General features: G+C 61.7%; 14 protein-coding genes. 6 read left to right on the forward strand and 8 right to left on the reverse strand.

What is annotated here, in order from left to right; translation table 11 throughout:
- Positions 1 to 188: 188 nt before the first annotated feature.
- The gene (locus tag ACA057_RS07610; RefSeq protein WP_497347179.1) at positions 189 to 7361 is read left to right on the forward strand and encodes a retention module-containing protein; all 7173 of its coding nucleotides are present in this window, start codon (positions 189 to 191) and stop codon (positions 7359 to 7361) included.
- A 105-nt stretch (positions 7362 to 7466) separates the two neighbouring features.
- Here ACA057_RS07610 and lapD read toward each other — a convergent pair whose 3' ends face one another.
- From lapD to ACA057_RS07630, 4 genes are all read right to left on the reverse strand, one after another.
- Complete coding sequence (lapD, locus tag ACA057_RS07615) at positions 7467 to 9407, reverse strand: cyclic di-GMP receptor LapD (protein ID WP_497347181.1); 1941 nt, start codon at positions 9405 to 9407, stop codon at positions 7467 to 7469.
- Between the two features lie 21 nt (positions 9408 to 9428).
- Positions 9429 to 10136 (reverse strand): cysteine protease LapG, encoded by a 708-nt coding sequence (gene lapG, locus ACA057_RS07620; protein WP_497347183.1) that lies wholly within the window; start codon positions 10134 to 10136, stop codon positions 9429 to 9431.
- Between the two features lie 938 nt (positions 10137 to 11074).
- Positions 11075 to 11470: a YbaN family protein gene (locus ACA057_RS07625; protein ID WP_497347185.1), complete on the reverse strand. Its 396-nt coding sequence runs from the start codon at positions 11468 to 11470 to the stop codon at positions 11075 to 11077.
- Between the two features lie 10 nt (positions 11471 to 11480).
- Positions 11481 to 12068 carry a UPF0149 family protein gene (locus ACA057_RS07630; RefSeq protein ID WP_008156162.1) on the reverse strand — a complete coding sequence of 196 codons (588 nt, stop codon included), beginning with the start codon at positions 12066 to 12068 and terminating at the stop codon, positions 11481 to 11483.
- 274 nt (positions 12069 to 12342) lie between these two features.
- Between ACA057_RS07630 and recQ the strand changes: the two genes are divergently transcribed.
- The 4 genes from recQ to ACA057_RS07650 all read left to right on the forward strand — a co-directional run bounded on the left by recQ (position 12343) and on the right by ACA057_RS07650 (position 17411).
- The gene (gene recQ, locus ACA057_RS07635; protein ID WP_497347189.1) at positions 12343 to 14469 is read left to right on the forward strand and encodes a DNA helicase RecQ; all 2127 of its coding nucleotides are present in this window, start codon (positions 12343 to 12345) and stop codon (positions 14467 to 14469) included.
- A gap of 119 nt (positions 14470 to 14588) precedes the next feature.
- A complete protein-coding gene (locus tag ACA057_RS07640) occupies positions 14589 to 15023 on the forward strand; it encodes a MarR family transcriptional regulator (protein WP_059407617.1) in 435 nt (144 codons plus the stop codon).
- A 129-nt stretch (positions 15024 to 15152) separates the two neighbouring features.
- Positions 15153 to 16946, forward strand: coding sequence for a motility hub landmark protein FimV (locus tag ACA057_RS07645; RefSeq protein ID WP_497347191.1), 1794 nt, complete (start codon positions 15153 to 15155; stop codon positions 16944 to 16946).
- A gap of 177 nt (positions 16947 to 17123) precedes the next feature.
- Positions 17124 to 17411, forward strand: a complete 288-nt coding sequence (locus ACA057_RS07650; protein ID WP_201119029.1) for an Rdx family protein — start codon at positions 17124 to 17126, stop codon at positions 17409 to 17411.
- Here the strand turns inward: ACA057_RS07650 and ACA057_RS07655 are convergent.
- Complete coding sequence (locus tag ACA057_RS07655) at positions 17405 to 18298, reverse strand: DMT family transporter (RefSeq protein ID WP_497347194.1); 894 nt, start codon at positions 18296 to 18298, stop codon at positions 17405 to 17407. The two genes, ACA057_RS07650 and ACA057_RS07655, sit on opposite strands and share 7 nt — an antisense overlap.
- Positions 18299 to 18406: 108 nt before the next feature.
- On the reverse strand, positions 18407 to 19171 hold the full coding sequence (locus ACA057_RS07660) for a helix-turn-helix transcriptional regulator (RefSeq protein WP_497347196.1): 765 nt from the start codon (positions 19169 to 19171) through the stop codon (positions 18407 to 18409).
- A 126-nt stretch (positions 19172 to 19297) separates the two neighbouring features.
- Between ACA057_RS07660 and ACA057_RS07665 the strand changes: the two genes are divergently transcribed.
- Entirely contained in the window at positions 19298 to 20113 is an 816-nt protein-coding gene (locus tag ACA057_RS07665; protein WP_497347198.1) for a UDP-2,3-diacylglucosamine diphosphatase, read from the forward strand.
- A 149-nt stretch (positions 20114 to 20262) separates the two neighbouring features.
- On the opposite strand, the gene ACA057_RS07670 is transcribed toward ACA057_RS07665, so the two are convergent.
- Together ACA057_RS07670 and ACA057_RS07675 are read right to left on the reverse strand one after the other, a co-directional pair.
- Positions 20263 to 20853 carry an HD domain-containing protein gene (locus ACA057_RS07670; protein ID WP_497347200.1) on the reverse strand — a complete coding sequence of 197 codons (591 nt, stop codon included), beginning with the start codon at positions 20851 to 20853 and terminating at the stop codon, positions 20263 to 20265.
- A gap of 30 nt (positions 20854 to 20883) precedes the next feature.
- On the reverse strand, positions 20884 to 21195 hold the full coding sequence (locus tag ACA057_RS07675) for an Mpo1-like protein (RefSeq protein ID WP_497347202.1): 312 nt from the start codon (positions 21193 to 21195) through the stop codon (positions 20884 to 20886).
- Positions 21196 to 21245 lie beyond the last annotated feature (50 nt).

Below are 21245 nucleotides of genomic sequence, written 5' to 3' on the forward strand. Positions count from 1 at the left end.
ATAGGGTTTTATCCCGAACCGGACACGTCGCCCACGAGCGACATGCTTGGCGAGAACGTCGCCGGGGCAGCGGCTTGCTTCAAGTAACCGCTTTCCGGCAGACGATCCGCCAGTCAACCCGCTTACACCATGAGCAGTTCTTCGCACAAACAGGGCGCCGACAGCGGTTGGCAGCGGAGGAAATGCACATGGCTACGCTCATCGGTATCGTCAGTAAGGTCATTGGTCAGGTGTTCGCGCAAGCAAGCGACGGCACCCGGCGTGCCTTGGTCGAGGGGGACCGGTTGTTCGCCGGCGATCAACTGATCACCGGGGCCGAAGGCGCGGTGGCGGTGCACCTGCAAAATGGCCAGGAACTGACGCTCGGGCGTGGCAGCAGCCTGCAAATGACCTCCCAGTTACTCGCGCATCAGGCGCCCCACGTCGACACCGCTGAAGCGGTGACGCCGACTCAGGCGCAACTGACGGATGTCGAGCAACTGCAAAAAGCCATCGCGGCGGGGGATGACCCGACCCAGACCGGTGAAGCTACAGCGGCCGGCCCGACGTCAACCGGGGCGCCCGGAGCGGCGGGTGGCGGGCACAGTTTCGTGATGCTCGAAGAAGTGGGCGGTCGGGTCGACCCGACTATCGGGTTCCCTACCGCAGGCTTCAATGGCATTCCCGAATTCCCGTTGGAACGTCTGGCCGGTGATCCGGACAACGGCGACAACGGTGCAGGTGCCGGCGGCACCGGCGTTATTCCGCCGGTACCGAACAACCCGGTCACCCTCACCGGGCTTTCAGTGGTGGGGGGTGAGCTGACCCTCAACGAAGCCAACCTGGCCGACGGTTCGGCCAGCAACCCCGGTGCATTGACCCAGAACAGCACGTTCACCGTGTCTGCACCTGATGGATTGACCAGCCTGAGCATCGGCGGGATCAACGTGATCAGCGGCGGTGTGGTCGTCGGTTTCCCGCAATCGATCACCACTCAATTGGGCAACACCCTGACCGTCACCGGCTACAACCCGGCCACGGGCGTGGTGAGTTACAGCTACACCCTCAACGGCAACGAAACCCATTCGGCCGGTGACGGCATCAACAACCTCAGCGAACAGTTCACGGTGGTGGCCGGTGATTCCAACGGCGATACGGCCACTGGCACGCTGGACGTCAACATCACCGACGATGTGCCCAAGGCCGTCGACGACACCAACGCCCACACCGCCTCGGAAACACTGGTGACCCTGACCGGCAGCGTGCTGCCCAACGACTCCCAGGGCGCAGACCGCATTCCCACCGGCCCTGGCAGCGGGCCGATTATCGGCGGCACGTTCACCGGGACTTACGGCACCCTGGTACTCAATCCCAACGGCACCTACACCTACACCTTGAACACCAACGATGCCGACTTCAAAGCCTTGCACGGTGGCGGCAGCGGCACGGAAACCTTCACCTACACCCTGACCGATGCCGACGGCGACACCAGCACCGCAAACCTGGTGCTGAACATCCATAACAACGACGACCCGGTCACGATTGGCGGCCTCAACGCTGAAGGCGGCGAGCTGACCGTCTACGAAAAGAACCTCAGCGACGGCAGCGCTCCGAATTCCACGGCGCTGACCCAAAGCGGCACCTTCACCCTCACCGCCCTCGACGGTGTGCAAACCCTGACCGTGGGCGGCATCAACGTGGTGGTCGGCGGCGTGAGCGCAGGTTTCCCGCAATCGGTCGTCACGCCGTTGGGCAGCACGCTGACCATCACCGGCTACGACAGCGCGACCGGCGTGGTCAGCTACAGCTACACCCTGGCCGATAACGAAGCGCATCCGACCGCCAGCGGCGCCAACAGCATTTCCGAGCAATTTGCCGTGGTCGTGGTCGATGACAACGGCACCACGGCCAATGGCAATCTGGACGTGAACATCGTCGATGACGTGCCCAAAGGCGTGGACGACAGCAACACCCACACGGCCTCGGAAACCTTGCTGACCCTCGACGGCAACGTACTGACCAACGATGTGCAAGGCGCCGACCGCGTGCCCGTCGGCCCGAGTGCCGGGCCGATCACCCCCGGGACCTTCGTCGGTACTTACGGGACCTTGGTGCTCAACGCCAACGGCACGTACACCTACACCCTGAACACCAGCGACGCCGATTTCAAAGCACTGCACGGCAATGGCAACGGCACGGAAAACTTCGTCTACACCATCACCGATTCCGACGGTGACACCAGCACTGCAACACTGGTGCTGAACATCCACAACAACGATGACCCGGTGACCATTGGCGGTCTGGATGCCGATGGCGGCGAACTGACCGTTTACGAGAAAAGCCTCGGTGACGGCACCAGCCCCAATGCACCGGCACTGACCCAAAGCGGCACCTTCACGGTGACCGCCCTCGATGGTCTGCAAACCCTGACCGTGGGCGGGATCAACGTGGTCACCGGCGGCGTGGCCGCGGGCTTTCCGCAGTCGATCGTCACGCCGTTGGGCAGCACCCTGACCATCACCGGTTACAACGCCAGCACGGGCGTGGTCAGTTACACCTACACCCTGGCGGACAACGAAGCCCATCCGAACGCCAACGGTGCCAACAGCCTCACCGAGAACTTCAACGTGGTCGCCACCGACAGCGACGGCAGCACCGCGTCGGGGCAGATCAACGTCAACATCGTCGACGACCTGCCCACCGCCAACCCGGATCACGCCTCGGTGGCCGAGGGGGCGACGGTGTCGGGTAACGTGCTGGACAACGACGTCGGCGGCGCTGACGGCCCGGCCCTCAGTGGCGCGGTGGTCGGCGTGCGCGCCGGCAGCGACACCTCGACTTCGGCCATTGGTGGTCTCGGTTCACAGATCAATGGCACCTACGGTTACCTGACCCTCGATGCCAATGGCAACGCGGTTTATCACAGCAACCCGAACGCCGTGAACGGCCCCGGTGCGACCGACGTTTTCACCTACACCGTGCGCGATGCCGATGGCGATGAAAGCACCACCACGATCACCATCGATGTCAGCAACAGCTGCATCAAAGCGGTCAGCGATACCGACGTGACCGTCTACGAGAAAGCCCTTGATCTGACCCAGGACGGTCAGGACCTGGCGCCCGGCACCGCCATTGGCAGCCAGCCTGGCAGCACCGGCGAAACCGCTTCCGGCACGTTGGTCGGTTCGGTCACCGGCGCCGCTGGCGCGATCACCTACACCCTGGTCGGCAGCGCCACCGGCACGTACGGGCAGCTCCAGCTCAACCCCAACGGCACGTACACCTACACCCTGACAACGCCGCCGAGCACCACGCCCCACGCCGATGACGGCGCCAACACCCTGAGCGAAAGTTTCACCTACAAAGCCACCGATGCGCTGGGCAACAGCACCACCAGCACCCTCGTGGTGAACATTGTCGATGACGTGCCCAAAGCGGTGAACGACAGCAACGTCCACACGGCGTCGGAAACCTTGCTGACCCTCGACGGCAACGTGTTGACCAACGACGTGCAAGGTGCCGACCGCGTACCGATCGGCCCGAACGCCGGCCCCGTCACTCCCGGCACCTTTACCGGTACTTACGGCACCCTGGTGTTGAACGCCAACGGTACGTACACCTACACCCTGAACACCAGCGACGCCGACTTCAAAGCGCTGCACGGCAATGGCAACGGCACGGAAAATTTCACTTACACCCTCACTGATTCGGACGGCGACACCAGCACCGCAACACTGGTGCTGAACATCCACAACAACAACGACCCCGTCATCATCAAGGGCCTGGATATTGATTGTGGCGAACTGACGGTCTACGAGAAAAACCTCAGCGACGGCACCCATCCAGACGCGGCAGCCCTGACCCAGAGCGGTACGTTCACCGTCACCGCGCTCGACGGCCTGCAAACCCTGACCGTGGGCGGCATCAGTGTGTTGACCGGCGGTGTGGCGGCAGGCTTCCCGCAATCGACCGTTACGCCGTTGGGCAGCACCCTGACCATCACCGGTTACAACCCGGCCACTGGCGTCGTCAGCTACAGCTATACCCTGGTGGATAACGAAACCCACCCGAACGCCAACGGTGCCAACAGCCTCACCGAGAACATCAACGTGGTGGCCACCGACAGCGATGGCAGCACTGCGTCGGGACAAATCAACGTCAACATCGTCGATGATTTGCCGACCGCAAAAGCGGATTCGGCGAGCGTGGTAGAAGGCGGCACCGTCAGCGGCAACGTGCTGGACAACGACATCGGCGGTGCCGACGGCCCGGCGCTCAGTGGTGCGGTGGTCGGCGTACGTGCAGGCGCGGACACCTCGACCTCGGCCATTGGTGGCCTCGGCTCACAAATCAACGGCACCTACGGCTACCTGACCCTTGATGCCAATGGCAACGCGGTTTATCACAGCAACCCGAACGCCGTGAACGGTCCCGGTGCGACCGATGTTTTCACCTACACCGTGCGCGATGCCGATGGCGATCAAAGCACCACCACCATCACCATCGATGTCAGCAACAGTTGCATCAGGGCGGTCACCGATACCGACGTGACCGTCTACGAAAAAGCCCTCGACCTGAGCAAGGACGGCCAGGACCTGGCGGCGGGCACCGTCACCGGCAGCGAGCCCGGCAACACCGGCGAAACCGCTTCCGGCACGTTGGTCGGCTCGGTCACCGGCGCCAGTGGCGCCGTGACGTACACGCTGGTCGGCAGCGCCACCGGCACCTTTGGGCAAATCCTCCTCAACCCCAACGGCACCTACACCTACACCCTGACCTCGGCGCCGAAAACCTCACCGAACGCCAACGACGGACCGAACACCCTGAGCGAAAGCTTCACCTACAAAGCCACCGATGCACTGGGCAACAGCACCACCAGCACCATCGTGGTCAACATCGTCGATGACGTGCCCAAAGCCGTGGCGTCGGAACGTTCGGTGGCGGCCATGGAGATCGACTCCAACCTGCTGCTGGTGATCGATGTGTCCAGCAGCATGGCCGAAGCTTCCCGTGTGGGTGGCCTGTCGCGACTGGAGCTGGCCCAAAAGGCGATCAGCGCCTTGCTCGACAAGTACGACGACCTGGGCGATGTGAAAGTGCAGATCGTCACCTTCAGCACCGGCGCCACCGACAAGACTTCGGTCTGGGTCGATGTCGCCACGGCCAAGTCAATCATCGCCGGCCTGACACCGGGCGGTAACACCAACTACGACGCGGCCGTGGCCGTGGCGCAAGACGCGTTCGACACCAGCGGAAAACTGACGGGGGCACAGAACGTCGGCTACTTCTTCTCCGACGGCAAGCCCAACATTGGAACGATCAGTGCTGCGGATGAGGCGGCCTGGAAAGCGTTCCTCGACGCCAATGACATCAAGAACTACGCGATTGGCCTGGGAAGCGGCGTGAGCAACGCCAACCTCGATCCCTTGGCCTACGACGGCAGTTCCCACACCAACACCAACGCCGTGGTGGTGACCGACCTCAACCAACTCAATTCGGTGTTGTCGGGCACCGTGGTCGGCGCGCCGGTCACTGGCTCGCTGCTGGGTGAGGGCGGCACGTTCGGTGCCGATGGCGGTTTCATCAAAACCATCACGGTGGACGGCACCACTTACACCTTTGACCCCAAAGGGAACAGCAACCAGGGCTCGCTGGCCTTCAGCGGTGGCCTCAACCACGGCACGTTCAACACGGTCAACAACACCCTGAGCATCGCCACCGATAACAAAGGCACGCTGGTGGTGAACCTCGACACCGGCGAGTACACCTACACCTCGCAACAAACCACGGGGGTGGTGCTCACCGAAAACATCGGCTTCAGCGTCAGCGACAACGACGGCGACCTGGCCAGCTCCACGCTGGTGGTCAAAGTTCTTCCGAACGCGCCGCCGGTGGCGGTCGATGATCACGTCATCACCAACGTGCTGTCGGGCAGTGTCGTGGTGCCGGGTGATTTGCTGGTGGCCAACGACACCGATCCCAACGGCGATCAGCTCACGGCCTCGCCGACGACCTTCAACACCGGCTGGATCGCCAAGGGCGGAGATTTCACCGGCAGTGGCCTCATCAGTTTTGCCAACAGCGGCAACCTCGCGGCTAACCAGGCATTGGCGAATGTGCGCAGCGCCTTTGCTGCCAACGCGGCCACCATGACGGCGGTGCTGGTGGTCAGTGGTTATCTGGGCCAGGTCTCCACCAGCAGCGCCAACGATGAAGACCGTATCACCGTCAATCTGAAGCAGGGTGAAACCCTCAACCTTGATCACAATCTGACCGCCGGTCATGTCGTCATGGAGTACTCGGTCAATGGTGGCGCGTTCATTCCCATCGCTGATGGCCAGACCATCACCGCTGCGGCGGACGGCACCTACCAGATCCATCTCATCAACATCGATGACAATGGTTCGGGCAGCGGTGGCAAGGGCTCGGAAGACTACCAGCTGACCATGACCGTCAACTATGCCGGGGCGCACGACATCACCCCGGACTACCACGGCACCTACACCGCCAACGACAACCATGGCGGCAGCGACAGCGCCGGCGTGACCATCAGCTATCAGGAAGGCCACACCCTCACCGGCACGGCGGGCGATGATGTGTTGATAGCCGGCACGGGCAACAACGTCATCAATGCCGGCGACGGCAACGATGTGCTTACCGCCGGTTCAGGCACCAACGAGCTGCACGGTGGCGCCGGCAATGACTTGCTGTTCAGCGGTGCCGGCAACGATCTGCTCGACGGCGGCACTGGCAACGACACCGCCAGTTATGCCCACGCCACGGCCGGGGTCACTGTCGACTTGAGCCTGCTCACTGCACAAAACACCCTCGGCGCCGGCACCGACACCTTGACGGGGATCGAAAACCTCACCGGTTCGAACTTCAACGACAGCCTCACCGGTGACAACAACAGCAACATCATCAACGGCGGCTTGGGTGACGACATTCTCAAGGGCGGGGGCGGGGACGACTTCCTGATCGGCGGGTTGGGCAACAACACCCTCACCGGCGGCAGCGGTGCCGACACCTTCCAGTGGCTCAAAGGCAACAGCGGCCACGACGTCGTCACCGACTTCACCCCAGGCACCGACAAGCTCGACCTGTCGCAACTGCTGCAAGGCGAAAACGGCACCGCCGCCTCGCTGGATGACTACCTGCACTTCAAAATCACCGGCAGCGGCGCATCACTGGTCACCAGCATCGACGTCAGCGGCATGGCCGGCGCTGCGCCGAACCAGACCATCGACCTCGCCGGGGTGAACCTGGCCAGCCATTACGGGGTGACGCCGGGGGCGGGCGGGGTGGTTGCCGGGGGGCATGATACGGCGACGATTATCAACGGGATGCTCAATGATCATTCGTTGAAGGTGGATACGGTTTGATCTGAAACGACAAAACCCGCCATCCCGGTGAAAGGGGATGGCGGGTTTTTGCTGTTCTGGAGCGGGCTTGCTCGCGAAGAACGATGACTCGGTCCAACTGGCACATCACATCGGCTCCGGTGGCCCGATCAACCGACCCATCACCCCGAACACCCCCAGTTCCTTGATCGTCTCCAATTCCCCCTGGGTTTCGACCATTTCCGCAATCAGCGGCAAATCAATGCTGTTGGTGGCCCTGAAGATCGCCTCGATGAATAGCCGCTTGTCAGGTTGCTCATCGATGCCACGAATGTAGGCCCCATCGATTTTCAAGTAAGCCAATCCCAGTTGAGTCAGGTTGCCGATCTGGCTGAAGCTGCCGCCGAAGTGCTGCAGGCCGATGCGATAACCGGTGTCGAGCAGGCTGTGGCTCAGGCGTTGCAGTTCGTCGGGAGGCGGCAGTTGTCGTTCATCGATTTCCAGGGTCAGCAGCGGCGCGAGGTCGGGTAGCGATTCGAGCATGTCGAGGATTAGCTGCAACTGGGCCCGATCGCGAAGGGTGCTGCCCGACACGCTCAACGCCAACGGCCAGCGGTTGACGACGAGGTATTCCAGCGTGGTTTCGAGCATGACCAGGTCGAACCGCGCCGACCAGCCGAGACGCTCGACCCACGGCAGGAAATGCCCGGCGGCAATCGCCTGACCTTGCGGGTCGAGCAGGCGGGCCAGGACTTTGTGATGCAGCACCTGGCTGGTGTCGGTGCATTGCACCACCGGCTGGAAATACAACTGCAGCTTGCCTTCGGTCAGGGCGTCGTCGATCCAGCTACGCCAGTCTTGTTGGGTATGGTTTGTCGCGGTCTCGGAGTAGGCCAGGTGCATCCACGGCCGTTCGGGATGTTGCCGGACTTCGGTCAGCGCGTGATCGAGGCGCATCAGCACGTCGCTGGCCGGTTCGCCGGGGTGATAGGCGACGATGCCCAAATGCGCGACCGGCATGCAATCGCTGGCACCGGTCAGGCGCAGGTTTTCCAGGGTGGCGCTGATTTCCGTGGCCAGGCGCACCGCCTCCTTGATGTCGACGCCCGGCGTCAGCAGGCTGAACTCTCCACCTCGATTGCGCGCCGCGAGCCAGGTCCGACGCTCGGGTAGTTGGGTCAGGCGTGTGAGCAGTTCACCGACGGACCTGATCAAGGCGTCGGTGCGTTGGCCGCCAAGGCGCTGGTTGAGGCCGACCAGATCGTTGATCCGCAACATCAACAAATGGCCGTCGCTGCTCTGCTCGGACTCGAGCAAATGGTCGGCCAGTTGTTCGTCCAGCAAGCGCCGATTGGCCAAGCCCGTCAGGCTGTCCTGATAGGATTCGGCGCGTAGCTGTTCACTGCGCGCCGCCTCCTCGGCGAATAGCGCCTTGAGCTTCTCGACCATCTGGTTCATCGCCAGGACCACGCGTTTCAATTCCGGGGTGCGTGGCAGTTTCGGCAGGCTTGCAAACTCGCGTTTGCTGATGGCTTCGGCCTGTTTGACCATGCTGTCGAGCGGACGAAATTGCCGGCGCAATAACCAGCCACCGAACACCGCGCTGAGCAGTCCACACAGCAACAACCAGATCAGGCTGCCGAGGGTGCTGTCCCAGAGTTTGGCCAGGGCGAACTGCGGATTGCTCAGCACTTCGACCCGCGCCACTTGCTCCCAGCCGCGCATGATCAGCGCTTCACCCCCTTGTGGACGGAGGTTGACCAGGCTCACGAACCAACCGGGAACGCCTTTGATGTGCGACGGCGAGCTGCGTTCTACCAACACGTGCTCATCGACAATGTTGACGACCCGGATGCTGTTGAAATAACCGCTGTCGAAAATCGAGCTGACCATCAACTCGATCATCGCCGGGTCGTCGATTTGCGCGGTCAACGACAAACCCAGCGCGGTGGCGGCGTCCTGGGCGTGGGAGCGCAACTGGCCGAGCGTCTGGTCGCGGGAGCTTTCCAGGCCGACAAAAAAACTGCCGCTGAACGCCACCAGCAAGAACAGGCAGATGGCGAGAAACAACTGTTTGCGCAGTGACATAAATCGCTCCTTACCGGGTGGCTAGCCGTCGCCCACGGCGAACCCTTCGGCCTGCATCTTTTTCAGTACGTCTTGCCAGCGCGACAGTTTTTTCGAATCGCTGCTGCGTTGACCGCCATTGGTTCCTGGCAAGTACAGGCCTTCGGCGTTGAAGGCGTACACCGGCAGCAGGTCTTTGCGTTGGGAGGCGGGGCGGATGTCGCCGATGAGGTTGTCCAGCACCAGCGGCTCGGCCGTAGGGCTGCTGTAGAAGGTCAGCACCATGTGCGCCTGATTCTGGCTCAGGGCTTTGACGTAGGTGATGCGCAGTTGCTCGCTGGGAATGCCGAGGTGGCGCAGGCTGAAATACTTCGCCAGGGCGTAGTCCTCGCAGTCGGCGGCACCCTTGATCAGGGATTCGACGGGGGTGGCCCAGTAATCGGTCTGACGCCAGATGCGGCTGTCGTCCTGAAAGGTCAGTTGTTGATTGAAGAAGTGATTGACTGCATTCAGTTGCTCGGGCGCAGGCGCGTTGATTTCGCTTTGCAGCATCTGGCTCCAGGCCACGATCCGTCCCTGGGCGGGGCCGAGGGGGCCGTAGCGGTTTTCAGCGGTTTGCATAATCTGCGCAAAATTCCACTCGGCCCATACGCTGCCGAGCCCGGTCAACAGCAAAACCGACAGCAGTAGCCATCCGCCGAGCCGAAGTCGGAGCGTTGACCATCCTGGACTACGCAGACTACGGGACATGTCTGGCTGCTCAAGTGCAGATGTCTGGAGTCTAGGCGGTGTTTTTAGTCTGGGCGGGTTTGTCGTCGGGTCTATGGGTCTTTGATGGTGGGCATATCCGTTTCTTGGGTAACGGCTTGCTTTTTTATCGGGGGCATATCCGTTTTTTGGTGATGGCCGCTATTGGTTTCGCCCTTACGGCGAGTCACTTGGAAAAGCCCCAAGTAACCAAGGGCTCTTGCCCCTTTCGTTCGGTGCCTCGCCTAGGCTCGGCATGCCCTCGCTCCGGTCCTGCTCCGTGGGCCCGCCGCCATCGGCCATCCCTGTCCGGGGGCGGCTAACCCGGCATCCCTGCCGGGTTGCCCACTGCGCAGAACCTGCGCTCGGCCTCACGATGGGGCGGTGCATCAAGATCAAAAGCACGGCGGCCTGCGGGCCGGCCTGATTGGGGAATGCGAGTTCCTCTGTAGGAGCGAGCTTGCTCGCGAAGAACGTCAATGATGGCGCGTTTCAACGGGATAACCGCGGTGCCTGTGCGTCCATCGCGAGCAGGCTCGCTCCTACAGGGGATCGGTGCGATACAAATAGATGGTCGAACACGGTCAATGTAGGAGCTGCCGAAGGCTGCGATCTTTTGATCTTGCTGTTGCTTTGCTTCGGCTTTTGATCTTGATCTGCTGCCCCTTTCCCAGAGGCCGAACGCAGGCGTTGCGTAGGGGGCACCGCGGCAAGGATGCCGCGGTAGCCGCCCCCGGCCATGGATGGCCGATGGCGGCGGGCCCCCGGAGCAATGCCGGAGTGAGGGCATGCCGAGCCTAAGCGAGGCACCGAATGGCGGGGCAAGAGCCCTTGGTTACTTGGGGCTTTTCCAAGTGACCCGCCGTAAGGGCGGAACCAAAAGTAGCCGTTACCGCAGAAACGGATATGCCCCCCAATCAAAAAAGCCCCAAAAAACAGACTCAAAACTTGCGCAAAGTCTTCTGCCTGAGGATGTAGACCGTCACCAACACCGCACTGGTCAACATAAACCCCCGCGCCCAAGGCAGCGGCACCAGGTAGCAGGAGAACAGAATGCTCACCCACATCAGCAAAATGGCGTAGACCTTGCCCTTGAGTGGAATGCCGTTGCCCTCAAGATAGTCGCGAATCCACGGCCCAAGCCGTGGGTGCTCCACCAGCCACTGATAGAAACGCGGCGAACTGCGGGCGAAGCAGGCGGCCGCCAGCAGCAGGAAAGGCGTGGTGGGCAATACCGGCAGGAAAATCCCGATCACCCCCAACGCTACGCTTAGCCAGCCGATGGCCAGCAGCACGTAGCGCAACATCAGGGAGCGGTTGCCTATGGGGTTGTCCATAGGCAAAACCTTAGTGATGACGTGGCTTGAGGATCGCAGGTTTTTCGTCGGGTGCCTGGCACAGCAGGTACAGCGCGGTCAGGGCTTCCGGGATCTGAACGATCATGTCGTCCATCAGGTTGGCGTCTTTGGCGATGTCTTCGAACTCAGGCTGTTCGTCGAACAGACCCGAACCGACCATGATCGGCAGCAGCATTTCGCTGACTTCGTCTTCGGCGGTTTCGAACCAGGCCGCTTCGCGCAGGAACACGCCTTCCATGAAACCGATGCACCAGCCGCGCAGGTCGGAATCATCCGGCTCTTCGCCCAGGTCCAGGTCGCACGGCAGCTCGAACTCTTCGTCGGACGCCAGTTGGCGGGCGATATGAGCCTTGAGGGCCAGCAGGGTGGATTCGATCGCTTCACGCTCGGTGTCGTCGGCGTAATGCGGCTCTTCGGCGAAGAGGGCGTCGATCCATTCACGGTCGGGAACGGTCTCGGAACAGATCGACAGCGCAGTGAGGTAGCCGTGGGCGGCCACGTAGTCCAGCGCCTCGTCATGCAGTTCGTCGGCGTCGAGGAAGACTTGCAGGCGGGTTAGTTGCTCAGCGAAGGACATTAAAGGGCTACCTTGGGAATTAAACAGATGCGGGAATTCTAGGCCTTCTTGAGCACTCAGGCCAGCCGCGCGGCATATTTGCACCCACGAGCCTCTTATCAGCGGCGCCCTTTGCCGGGCAGGGCTCGGGTATACTCGCGCGTTTTGTGATGCCCTGCTGGCGTCACGGCTGAAATGTGAAGCGTCATGCAATGCGCACTTACGATTTGTCGGTGCAGCCTTCGTGGTTCTGAACCAGCCTTGCAGGGATGTTTCGGTGATTTTTGGAGTTTTTATGCTCGAACAGGCTCAACGCGTCCTCAAGGACATCTTCGGCTACGACAGTTTCCGTGGCCGTCAGGGTGCAATCATTGAGCGCGTGGCCAGTGGCGGCGACGCCCTGGTGCTGATGCCTACCGGTGGCGGCAAATCTTTGTGCTTCCAGGTGCCTGCGCTGTTGCGCGAAGGCCTGGCGGTGGTGGTGTCGCCACTGATCGCGCTGATGGACGACCAGGTCGCGACCCTCGAAGAGCTGGGCGTCGCCGCTGCCGCATTGAACTCCACGTTGAGCGCGGAGCAACAGCGCGACCTGGCCGCGCGGATCAAGCGCGGTGAAGTGAAAATGCTCTATCTCGCGCCCGAGCGACTGGTGCAGCCGCGCATGCTGGCCTTCCTGCAAAGCCTCGAGATTTCCCTGTTCGCCATCGACGAAGCTCACTGTGTGTCCCAATGGGGCCACGACTTCCGCCGCGAATACCTGCAACTGGGCCAATTGGCGGAGTTGTTCCCCAACGTCCCGCGCATCGCCCTGACGGCGACGGCGGACAAGCGCACCCGGGAAGAAATCGTCGACCGTCTGCATCTGCAGAATGCCGAGCGTTTCCTCTCGAGTTTCGACCGGCCGAACATTTTCTACCGCATCGTGCCCAAGGAGCAGCCACGCAAGCAATTGCTGGCATTCCTCGCCGAGCGGCGCAGCGATGCCGGCATCGTCTATTGCCTGTCGCGCAAGAAAGTCGATGAAGTGGCGGTGTTCCTCAGCGAACAAGGCTTCCCGGCGCTGCCTTACCACGCCGGTCTGCCCAACGACACGCGGGCTCACCACCAGAAGCGCTTCCTCAACGAGGAAGGCCTGATCATGGTCGCCACCGTGGCGTTCGGCATGGGCATCGACAAGCCCAACGTGCGCTTCGTCGCGCACCTCGATTTGCCGAAATCCCTTGAGGCGTATTACCAGGAAACCGGTCGCGGTGGTCGTGACGGCCTGCCGGCGGATGCCTGGATGGCCTACGGCCTGCAAGACGTGGTGATGCTCAAGCAGATGCTGCAGAACTCCGAAGGCGACGAGCGTCACAAGCGTCTGGAGCAGCACAAGCTCGACGCCATGCTCTCGCTCTGCGAAGAAACCCGCTGCCGCCGCCAGACGCTGCTGGCCTACTTCGACGAAGACATGCCCGAACCCTGCGGCCATTGCGACAACTGCGTCGATGGCGTGCAGACCTGGGACGCCACCGAGCCGGCCCGTCAGGCGCTCTCGGCGATCTATCGCACCGGCCAGCGCTACGGCGTCGGGCATCTGGTGGACGTGCTGCTGGGCAAGGACAATGAAAAGGTCCGCAGCTTCGGCCATCAGCATCTGTCGGTGTACGGTGTCGGCAAGGCAATGGGCGAGAGTGAATGGCGCTCGCTGTTCCGACAGCTGGTTGCCCGTGGTCTGGCGGACATCGACCTTGAAGGCTACGGCGGCTTGCGCCTGAGCGACACTTGCCGGCCACTGCTCAAGGGTGAAGTCACCCTGGAACTGCGCCGCGACCTCAAGCCGCAAACCACCGCGAAAAGCAGCAAGAGCCAGGCGAGCCAACTGGTACGCGGCGAAGAACGCGAGCAGTGGGAAGCCTTGCGCGCCCTGCGTCGCAAGCTCGCCGAAGAACATGGTGTGCCGCCGTACGTCATTTTCCCCGATTCGACCTTGCTGGAAATGCTTCGCAGCCAGCCGACCTCGCTGGCGGAAATGGCCACGGTCAGCGGCGTCGGCGCGCGCAAGCTGGAGCGTTACGGCGACGCCTTCCTGGAAGTCCTCGGCGGCCAGGTCGAGGCGCCGAAAGTGGTGGCCGACGTGCGCCACGAACTGATCACCCTGGCCCGCGCCGGCATGACGCCGCTGCAGATCGCCGGGCAGCTGCAGTGCTCGGAAAAGAACGTCTACACGATGCTGGCCGAAGCGATTGGCAAACAGCAGTTGTCGCTGGAGCAGGCGCTGGATCTGCCCGAAGAGCTGATGGGCGAAATCCAGGATGCGTTCCTCGACGGCGAAGGCGAATTGCCGCCCGTGGCGGAGATCGCCGCGCTGTTCGCCGGTCGTGTGCCGGAAGGGGTTTTGTACTGTGTTCGGGCCGCGCTGCAATCGGAATTCGAGATTTAAGTGACCCGCCTCATAGATGTAACGATTCAGTACAGAGCAAGCCTTGCCTCCAGCCAAGGGTCATGCTTAGCTGACTAATAATTAGTATTTCTCTATTTCAGTCTAATCATGAGTGTTTTATGCCGTTAACCGATCAACACCGCTTTGGCATGCAACTGGCCCAGATGTCGCGCGGCTGGCGTGCCGAACTGGACCGCCGGCTGGCCGGCCTTGGCTTGTCCCAGGCCCGCTGGCTGGTGCTGCTGCACCTGGCGCGATTCGAGGAGGCCCCGACCCAACGGGAACTGGCGCAAAGCGTCGGCGTAGAAGGGCCGACCCTGGCCCGCCTGCTCGACAGTCTCGAAAGTCAGGGATTGGTGCAACGTCAATCGGTGCTGGAAGACCGTCGGGCGAAAAAAATTGTCCTCTGTGCGCCAGCCCTGCCGTTGATCGAACAAATTGAAACCATTGCCACCCAACTGCGCCGCGAGTTGTTCGAAGGCGTCGATGAGGCGGACTTGAAGGTCTGCATGCGTGTCCACGGGCATATTCTGGCTAACCTGGAAAAATCTTGAGGCATAACCGCGCACCGGACTTTTGAGATACCCCGTTGGGCAGACTATAAAGAACTACTAGGCAATATCGTGTTCGTACCGGATGTGCGAATACGTACAAGGTTGGTTCTGGTTATTTAAGGGATGCTCATGCTCGAGAGTTGGCACGTGGTTTCGCGGTGTTGCGCCAGGTGGCTTCTGGTCGGTGGTGCTGTCACTTACTCGGCATTGGCGCCCGCGCTGGGCTTGGGTGACATCACCCTGCATTCGGCGCTGAATCAACCGCTGCGCGCCGACATCGCCCTGGTGGATGCCGCCGGCCTGGAGGAGGGTGAGCTCTCCGTCAGCCTGGCGACAGCGGACGAGTTCGGCCGCGCCGGCGTCGAGCGCGTGTTCTTCCTCAACGATCTGAAGTTCACTCCGATCCTGCGCGGCAACCGCAGTCTGATCCGGGTCAGCTCGAACAAACCGGTCAAAGAGCCGTTCCTGAATTTCCTCGTGCAGCTCAATCAGCCGAACGGCCGCGTGCTGCGCGAATACACAGTATTGATCGATCCGCCGGGTTCACCGGGGATTGTTCCTGTCAGTGATGAACCGGTAGCCGATTCCCGGTCTTCCGCATTCCCGACCGTCGAACCGAGCGTCGCTCCTGCGCCCGCGCCAAAGAGCAAGAAGCCGCCAACCCCTCGTGTCGAACAACCTGCCGCTGCACCTGTGCCTGATCCTGTTGCTGAACAACTGGCCGCCAGCGTGCTGCAAAATCAGCAGCTGCAAGCCAGCCTCGATCAGTTGAACGCGAAACTCCAGGCGCAAGACGAGCAGATCGCCGGCCAGAAAAAGCAGGTGACCGAACTGCAAACCCAATTGGCAGAAGTCAGGCAGGCGCCAGCGGAGCCGGTTGCACCGGTCGCTGTGGCGCCTGCGCCGGTCGTGGTCAACGAGCCCGAACCGACCCACTGGCTGCCGATCTTTGGGGTACTGGCGCTGCTGATTCTGCTGTTGCTGGGGCTGTTCGTTCGGCGTCAACGTCAGCAGGCCCAGGTGGTGCCCGAGCCTTCAGCGGTGTTGCCATTGCGGCATGAACCGGTGCTCAAACCCGCGACAGAACCAGTTGCGCAGGCTGCCGTGCGGCAATCCGCAAACGGGTCGGCTGAAGAAGCTCCAGCGGGCGATGTGCTCGAAGGGGTCGGCATCTATCTGGCCTATGGTCGTTTTTCCGAAGCGATCGGTTTGTTGCGGGAGGCGCTGATCAAGGAACCGCAGCGCACCGATCTGGCCGTGCAACTGCTGGAAGTGCTGGGTAAACAAGGGGATGCGAGCGCCTATGAAACCCAGGAAAACAGCCTGCGTGACGCCGGGTACGACGTCCAGAAACTCCACGACCTGCGCGCTCGCTTCCCGAAATTGAGCAGTGCGGCACCGTTGGCTGCCGTCGTGGCAATAACGCCAACCCAAGCATCTATTGCTGAAGCAGTGCCCAGCGATGAGTTCCAGTTGAACCTGGATGATTTGTCGATGGATTCGAATTGGGACCTGATCAGTCCGTTTGAAAACCCGCCGGCCGCCGCGAAACCGTCGAATGTATCGCCACACGTCGACGAGCCCGCGTTCATCTCGAACCTGCACGTGTTGCCCGAGGTGTTCGAAATGCCCGATGACGCGATACTCGACGAGCCGGAAATCGAGTGGGTCGCGGAACCGGACTCACAGTCTCTGGACGACGCCTTTCTCAACGAGTTCAGCGATGCCGGCGAGTCGCTGGAACTTGAGCCGCTGCATCCGGAACCGGACGAGCCGAACAGCTCCAGCAAACTGGAGCAAGCCCAGACCTGCATCGACGACGGCGACCTGGACAGTGCCATCGAACTGCTCAACGAACTGCTCAAGGAAGGTAACGAGCCACTCAAGCAGACCGCCCGGAATCTGTTGGCTGGCATCCGATAATGCCGCACCGCTAATCAAAATGTGGGAGCGGGCTTGCTCGCGAATGCGGTGTATCAGTCACCGTTGATGTTGCCTGATACACCGCATTCGCGAGCAAGCCCGCTCCCACATTTTGACGGCGTTCGAGCCAAAAAGGCAGTTATGATGACGCCCTCAGGCTCAGGAGCTTCGCCGATCATGACCGCCCGCAAACCAGAAATCGTCATCACCTATTGCACGCAATGCCAGTGGCTGTTGCGCGCTGCCTGGCTGGCCCAGGAGCTGCTCAGCACCTTCGGCGACGATCTGGGCAAAGTGTCGCTGGTGCCCGGCACCGGTGGGGTCTTTCACATTTTCTGTGACGACGTGCAAATCTGGGAGCGCAAGGCTGACGGTGGTTTCCCCGAGGCCAAGGTGCTCAAGCAGCGGGTCCGCGATCAAATTGATCCGGACCGCGACTTGGGGCACAACGACAGGACTCAGTGAGACGCGGCTTCTGCGGCCACGACTTTCTTGTTTGAGCCACCCGAGAGCCGACTGGAAACCACGATCGCCACGATGATCAACGCACCGCCGATCAACATGCGCAGGGTCGGGTTTTCATTGAACAGCAGCCAGGCCACGGTGATGCCGTACACCGGCTCGAGGGCGAACACCACAGCCGCCGTTCGCGCCTTGATCACCGCCAGGCTGGCCACGAACAGGCTGTGTGCGACAGCGGTGCAGAACACCCCGAGCAGGCCGATCCACAGCCAGTCGATGGCACGCACTTCGCTCAACTGCGGCGCCGCCAACGGCAGCAGGCACAGCGCGACCACGACGTTCTGGCACAGCGCCGCCTGCACGGGCGCAATCCGCCCGGAGCTGGCGCGGTTGGTCAGCGAGAGCAGCGAAAACAGCAAACCTGAACCCACCGCCCAGAGCAGGCCGGTGGTGGCGCCGCTGGCCAGGTCGAAGTCGGGCGTGACCAACACCAATCCGATACTCACCAGCACCACCAGCAGGATTTCGTTGGCGCGAATTCGTTCGCGAAAGATCAGGCCTTCGAGGATCACGGTAAAGGCCGGGAAACTGGCAAAGCCCAGCGTCGCGATCGCCACGCCCGCCACCTTCACCGCAATAAAGAAACTCACCCAGTGCCCGGCCAGCAGCAAGCCGCTGAGCAGCAGGCGGCGCCAGTCCACGGCTTGTAGTTGCTGCCAGCGCGTGTTGCTGGCAAACCGTGCAAAAACCGCCAACGCCAGCACGGCAAACGCCGCACGACCGAAGACGATGACGGCGGGGGAGGCCGCCGCCAGTTTGCCGAACACACCGGTCAGGCCGAACATGAGTGCGCCGATATGCAGGGCGCCGAGGGCGGAGCGGGGAGTCATTGCAATCCTTGATAAACGTAGTGAGCTTAGACAGACACCGCCCTTGTAGCCGCAGGCTTCGCCAGCTGCTATTTAATCGCGCAACGCGAAGTCATGTCTGTCGCCAGACTATCGTCCTTTGTCGCCAGCCTCGCGGCGCAACTGGCCCGGCGATGCACCGAATTCCCGCAACACCGCCGCGGCAAAGGCACTCTGCGAGCTGTAGCCCACCCGGCTGGCAATCTCACCAATGGGCAACGCCGAGTCTCGCAGCAATCCCACCGCCCTGTGCAGTCGCCGACTGCGAATGTAGTCCATCGGTGTCTGCCCGCATTCGGCGACGAATCGTGCATGCAGCCGGGCACTGGACAGGCCTGCCAGGCGCGCCAGATCGGCGACTTGCAGCGGATAGGCGGCGTACTGATCGATGTGTGCATTCAGCGCCGCATAAGGCAGGCGGCGGCCGCCGACACGCTCGGGTTTGGCGTGATTGAGGCTGGCCAACAACAGCACCGCGCCTTGCTGCGCAATCAGTGGATCGCTGACCTGACTGCCCGCCAGCCAACTCACCAGTTGGCTTTGCCCGGCATCCAGCGACAGCCGCCCGGCGTTGTCGAGCAAGCGACGGCTGGCGTCGGCGTGATCCCCCAATGACTGAAAAACCCAATCCTCACCGGGCACATCCAGCACCAGGCAACGGCTGCCATTGGCGCTGCCGCAGGCGTGATGCGCTCCGGACGGCACCACCGCGAAACTCTGCTGAACCACCTGGCTGCCACGCCCGTCGACCTCGACATCCAGCGCACCCGACAACCCGAACACCAGCTGCGCGTGGTCGTGGCTGTGGACGATCAGGTCGTGAGTGTAGTGGCGTAGCGTGAGGATCGGTCTCATCGCAGGTCTCCTGAGGCAGGGCGTCAGTCTACACCGGCGAGCGCTGTCACAGGACTGACTTGCCGCTGTCATGGGCAGTTAACCGGGCTGGCGCAAGCTTGCAAAAACAATCGCAGAGGGTTGCCCATGACCAGCGCCGAGCTCGCCAAACCCAGTCGTAAGCAGCGTGTGCGGACCCTATGGATTTCCGATGTGCATTTGGGCACACGGGATTGCCAGGCCGAACACCTGTCGCAGTTTCTCAAGGGCTACCACGCGGACAAGGTCTACCTGGTCGGCGACATCATCGACGGCTGGAAACTGCGCAGCGGCATGTACTGGCCGCAAGCGCACACCAACGTGATTCGTCGCCTGCTGACCATGAGCAAGCGCGGCACGGAGGTAATCTATGTCACCGGCAACCACGACGAATTCCTCCGTCGTTATTCGAAGCTGATTCTGGGCAACATCCAACTGGTCGATGAAGCCGTGCACGTGACTGCCGATGGCCGTCATCTGCTGGTGATCCACGGCGACCAGTTCGACGTGATCACCCGCTACCACCGCTGGCTGGCCTTTCTCGGCGACTCGGCCTACGAGTTCACCTTGACCCTCAACCGCTGGCTCAACCACTGGCGCGCCCGCTATGGTTATGGCTATTGGTCATTGTCGGCGTACCTCAAGCACAAGGTGAAAACCGCGGTCAGCTTTATCAGCGATTTCGAGGAAGCCATCGCCCACGAATGCGTCAAACGCGAATTGCATGGCGTGGTGTGCGGGCACATTCACCATGCCGAAATTCGCAAGGTCGGCGGGGTGGACTACCTCAATTGCGGGGATTGGGTCGAGTCGTGCACGGCGCTGATCGAGCATTGGGATGGCTCGATCGAGTTGTTCCGGTTGGCGGATGCCCAGGCGCGGGAGGCTGAGTTGAAGGCGGTGAAAGTCCCGGAGCCGGCATAGCCTGGTAGAAATAAAGTGCCTGAAAGGGCCTCTTCGCGGGCAAGCCCGCTCCCACAGTGATCGAGGTGAACACACAGTTTGTGAACGTCCGAGAACCTTGTGGGAGCGGGCTTGCCCGCGATGGACCGCGCAGCGGTCCCCATCATTTGTCAGGCTGGCGTGTGTTCCTCCATCGCCGCCTTGTAAATCGAATTCTTCGGCTGCGCAAACAACCGCGCCATCATCGGCTCAAAGAAGCTCAACGGCAGCGTGTCGTACCCCGGATCAAACGCCGCCGCATCGTACTTGGCACAGAACTCGATGGTCGCCTGATACTGTGGATGATCACTGAATTGCTCACGCAGGTGCCGGTCCATGCCCAAATGATGGAAGAAGTAGTACCCCTGGAAAATCCCGTGTTTCTCGACCATCCACAGGTTCTCGGCACTGACGAACGGCTTGAGGATCGCCGCGGCGATGTCCGGGTGGTTGTAGGAGCCCAGGGTGTCGCCGATGTCGTGCAGCAACGCGCAGACCACGTATTCTTCGTCGCGGCCATCGCGCCACGCGCGGCTGGCGGTTTGCAGGGAATGGGTCAGGCGATCCACCGGGAAGCCGCCAAAATCACCCTCCAGCAGTTTCAGGTGCGCCACAATCCGGGTCGGCAATTGCCTCGCATAGGCACTGAAATCGGCGGCGATGATCGCCCAGTCCTCTTGCGTACCGTCCTGCATGTGGGTGAAGCGGGCATTGGCATTCATCGCCTTTCCTCTTGTTGTGACTGATTGCACCTAGAACGGCACTCGACCCAGAATCATGTCGCGGTACATGACGAAATCGCCGAGCAGGCTGTAAAACGGATGCTGAAAGGTTGCAGGACGATTCTTCTCGAAGAAAAAATGCCCGGCCCACGCGAAGCTGTAACCGGCCAGCGGAAGGGCCCAAAGGAACAGCCATGCACCTTTGCCGAGGGTAAACGCCAGGATTAAAATGACCAGCGTCGTGCCGATGAAGTGCAATCGTCGGCAGGTGCTGTTGCTGTGCTCGCTGAGGTAATACGGGTAGAACTCAGCGAAGCTGTTGAAACGTTTGACGTTTTCCACGACTGCGATCTCTGTGGTTATTGTTATGACTGCAAGTTGTTCTGCGGGTA

The sequence above is a fragment of the Pseudomonas sp. LBUM1661 genome (genome assembly GCF_059695925.1).

Excerpts from the sequence above, each read along its gene's own strand:
- ACA057_RS07610 (WP_497347179.1), top strand. The coding sequence starts at position 189 with ATGGCTACGCTCATCGGTATCGTCAGTAAGGTCATTGGTCAGGTGTTC.
- lapD (WP_497347181.1), bottom strand. The coding sequence starts at position 9,407 with ATGTCACTGCGCAAACAGTTGTTTCTCGCCATCTGCCTGTTCTTGCTG.
- lapG (WP_497347183.1), bottom strand. The coding sequence starts at position 10,136 with ATGTCCCGTAGTCTGCGTAGTCCAGGATGGTCAACGCTCCGACTTCGG.
- ACA057_RS07625 (WP_497347185.1), bottom strand. The coding sequence starts at position 11,470 with ATGGACAACCCCATAGGCAACCGCTCCCTGATGTTGCGCTACGTGCTG.
- ACA057_RS07630 (WP_008156162.1), bottom strand. The coding sequence starts at position 12,068 with ATGTCCTTCGCTGAGCAACTAACCCGCCTGCAAGTCTTCCTCGACGCC.
- recQ (WP_497347189.1), top strand. The coding sequence starts at position 12,343 with ATGCTCGAACAGGCTCAACGCGTCCTCAAGGACATCTTCGGCTACGAC.
- ACA057_RS07640 (WP_059407617.1), top strand. The coding sequence starts at position 14,589 with ATGCCGTTAACCGATCAACACCGCTTTGGCATGCAACTGGCCCAGATG.
- ACA057_RS07645 (WP_497347191.1), top strand. The coding sequence starts at position 15,153 with ATGCTCGAGAGTTGGCACGTGGTTTCGCGGTGTTGCGCCAGGTGGCTT.
- ACA057_RS07650 (WP_201119029.1), top strand. The coding sequence starts at position 17,124 with ATGACCGCCCGCAAACCAGAAATCGTCATCACCTATTGCACGCAATGC.
- ACA057_RS07655 (WP_497347194.1), bottom strand. The coding sequence starts at position 18,298 with ATGACTCCCCGCTCCGCCCTCGGCGCCCTGCATATCGGCGCACTCATG.
- ACA057_RS07660 (WP_497347196.1), bottom strand. The coding sequence starts at position 19,171 with ATGAGACCGATCCTCACGCTACGCCACTACACTCACGACCTGATCGTC.
- ACA057_RS07665 (WP_497347198.1), top strand. The coding sequence starts at position 19,298 with ATGACCAGCGCCGAGCTCGCCAAACCCAGTCGTAAGCAGCGTGTGCGG.
- ACA057_RS07670 (WP_497347200.1), bottom strand. The coding sequence starts at position 20,853 with ATGAATGCCAATGCCCGCTTCACCCACATGCAGGACGGTACGCAAGAG.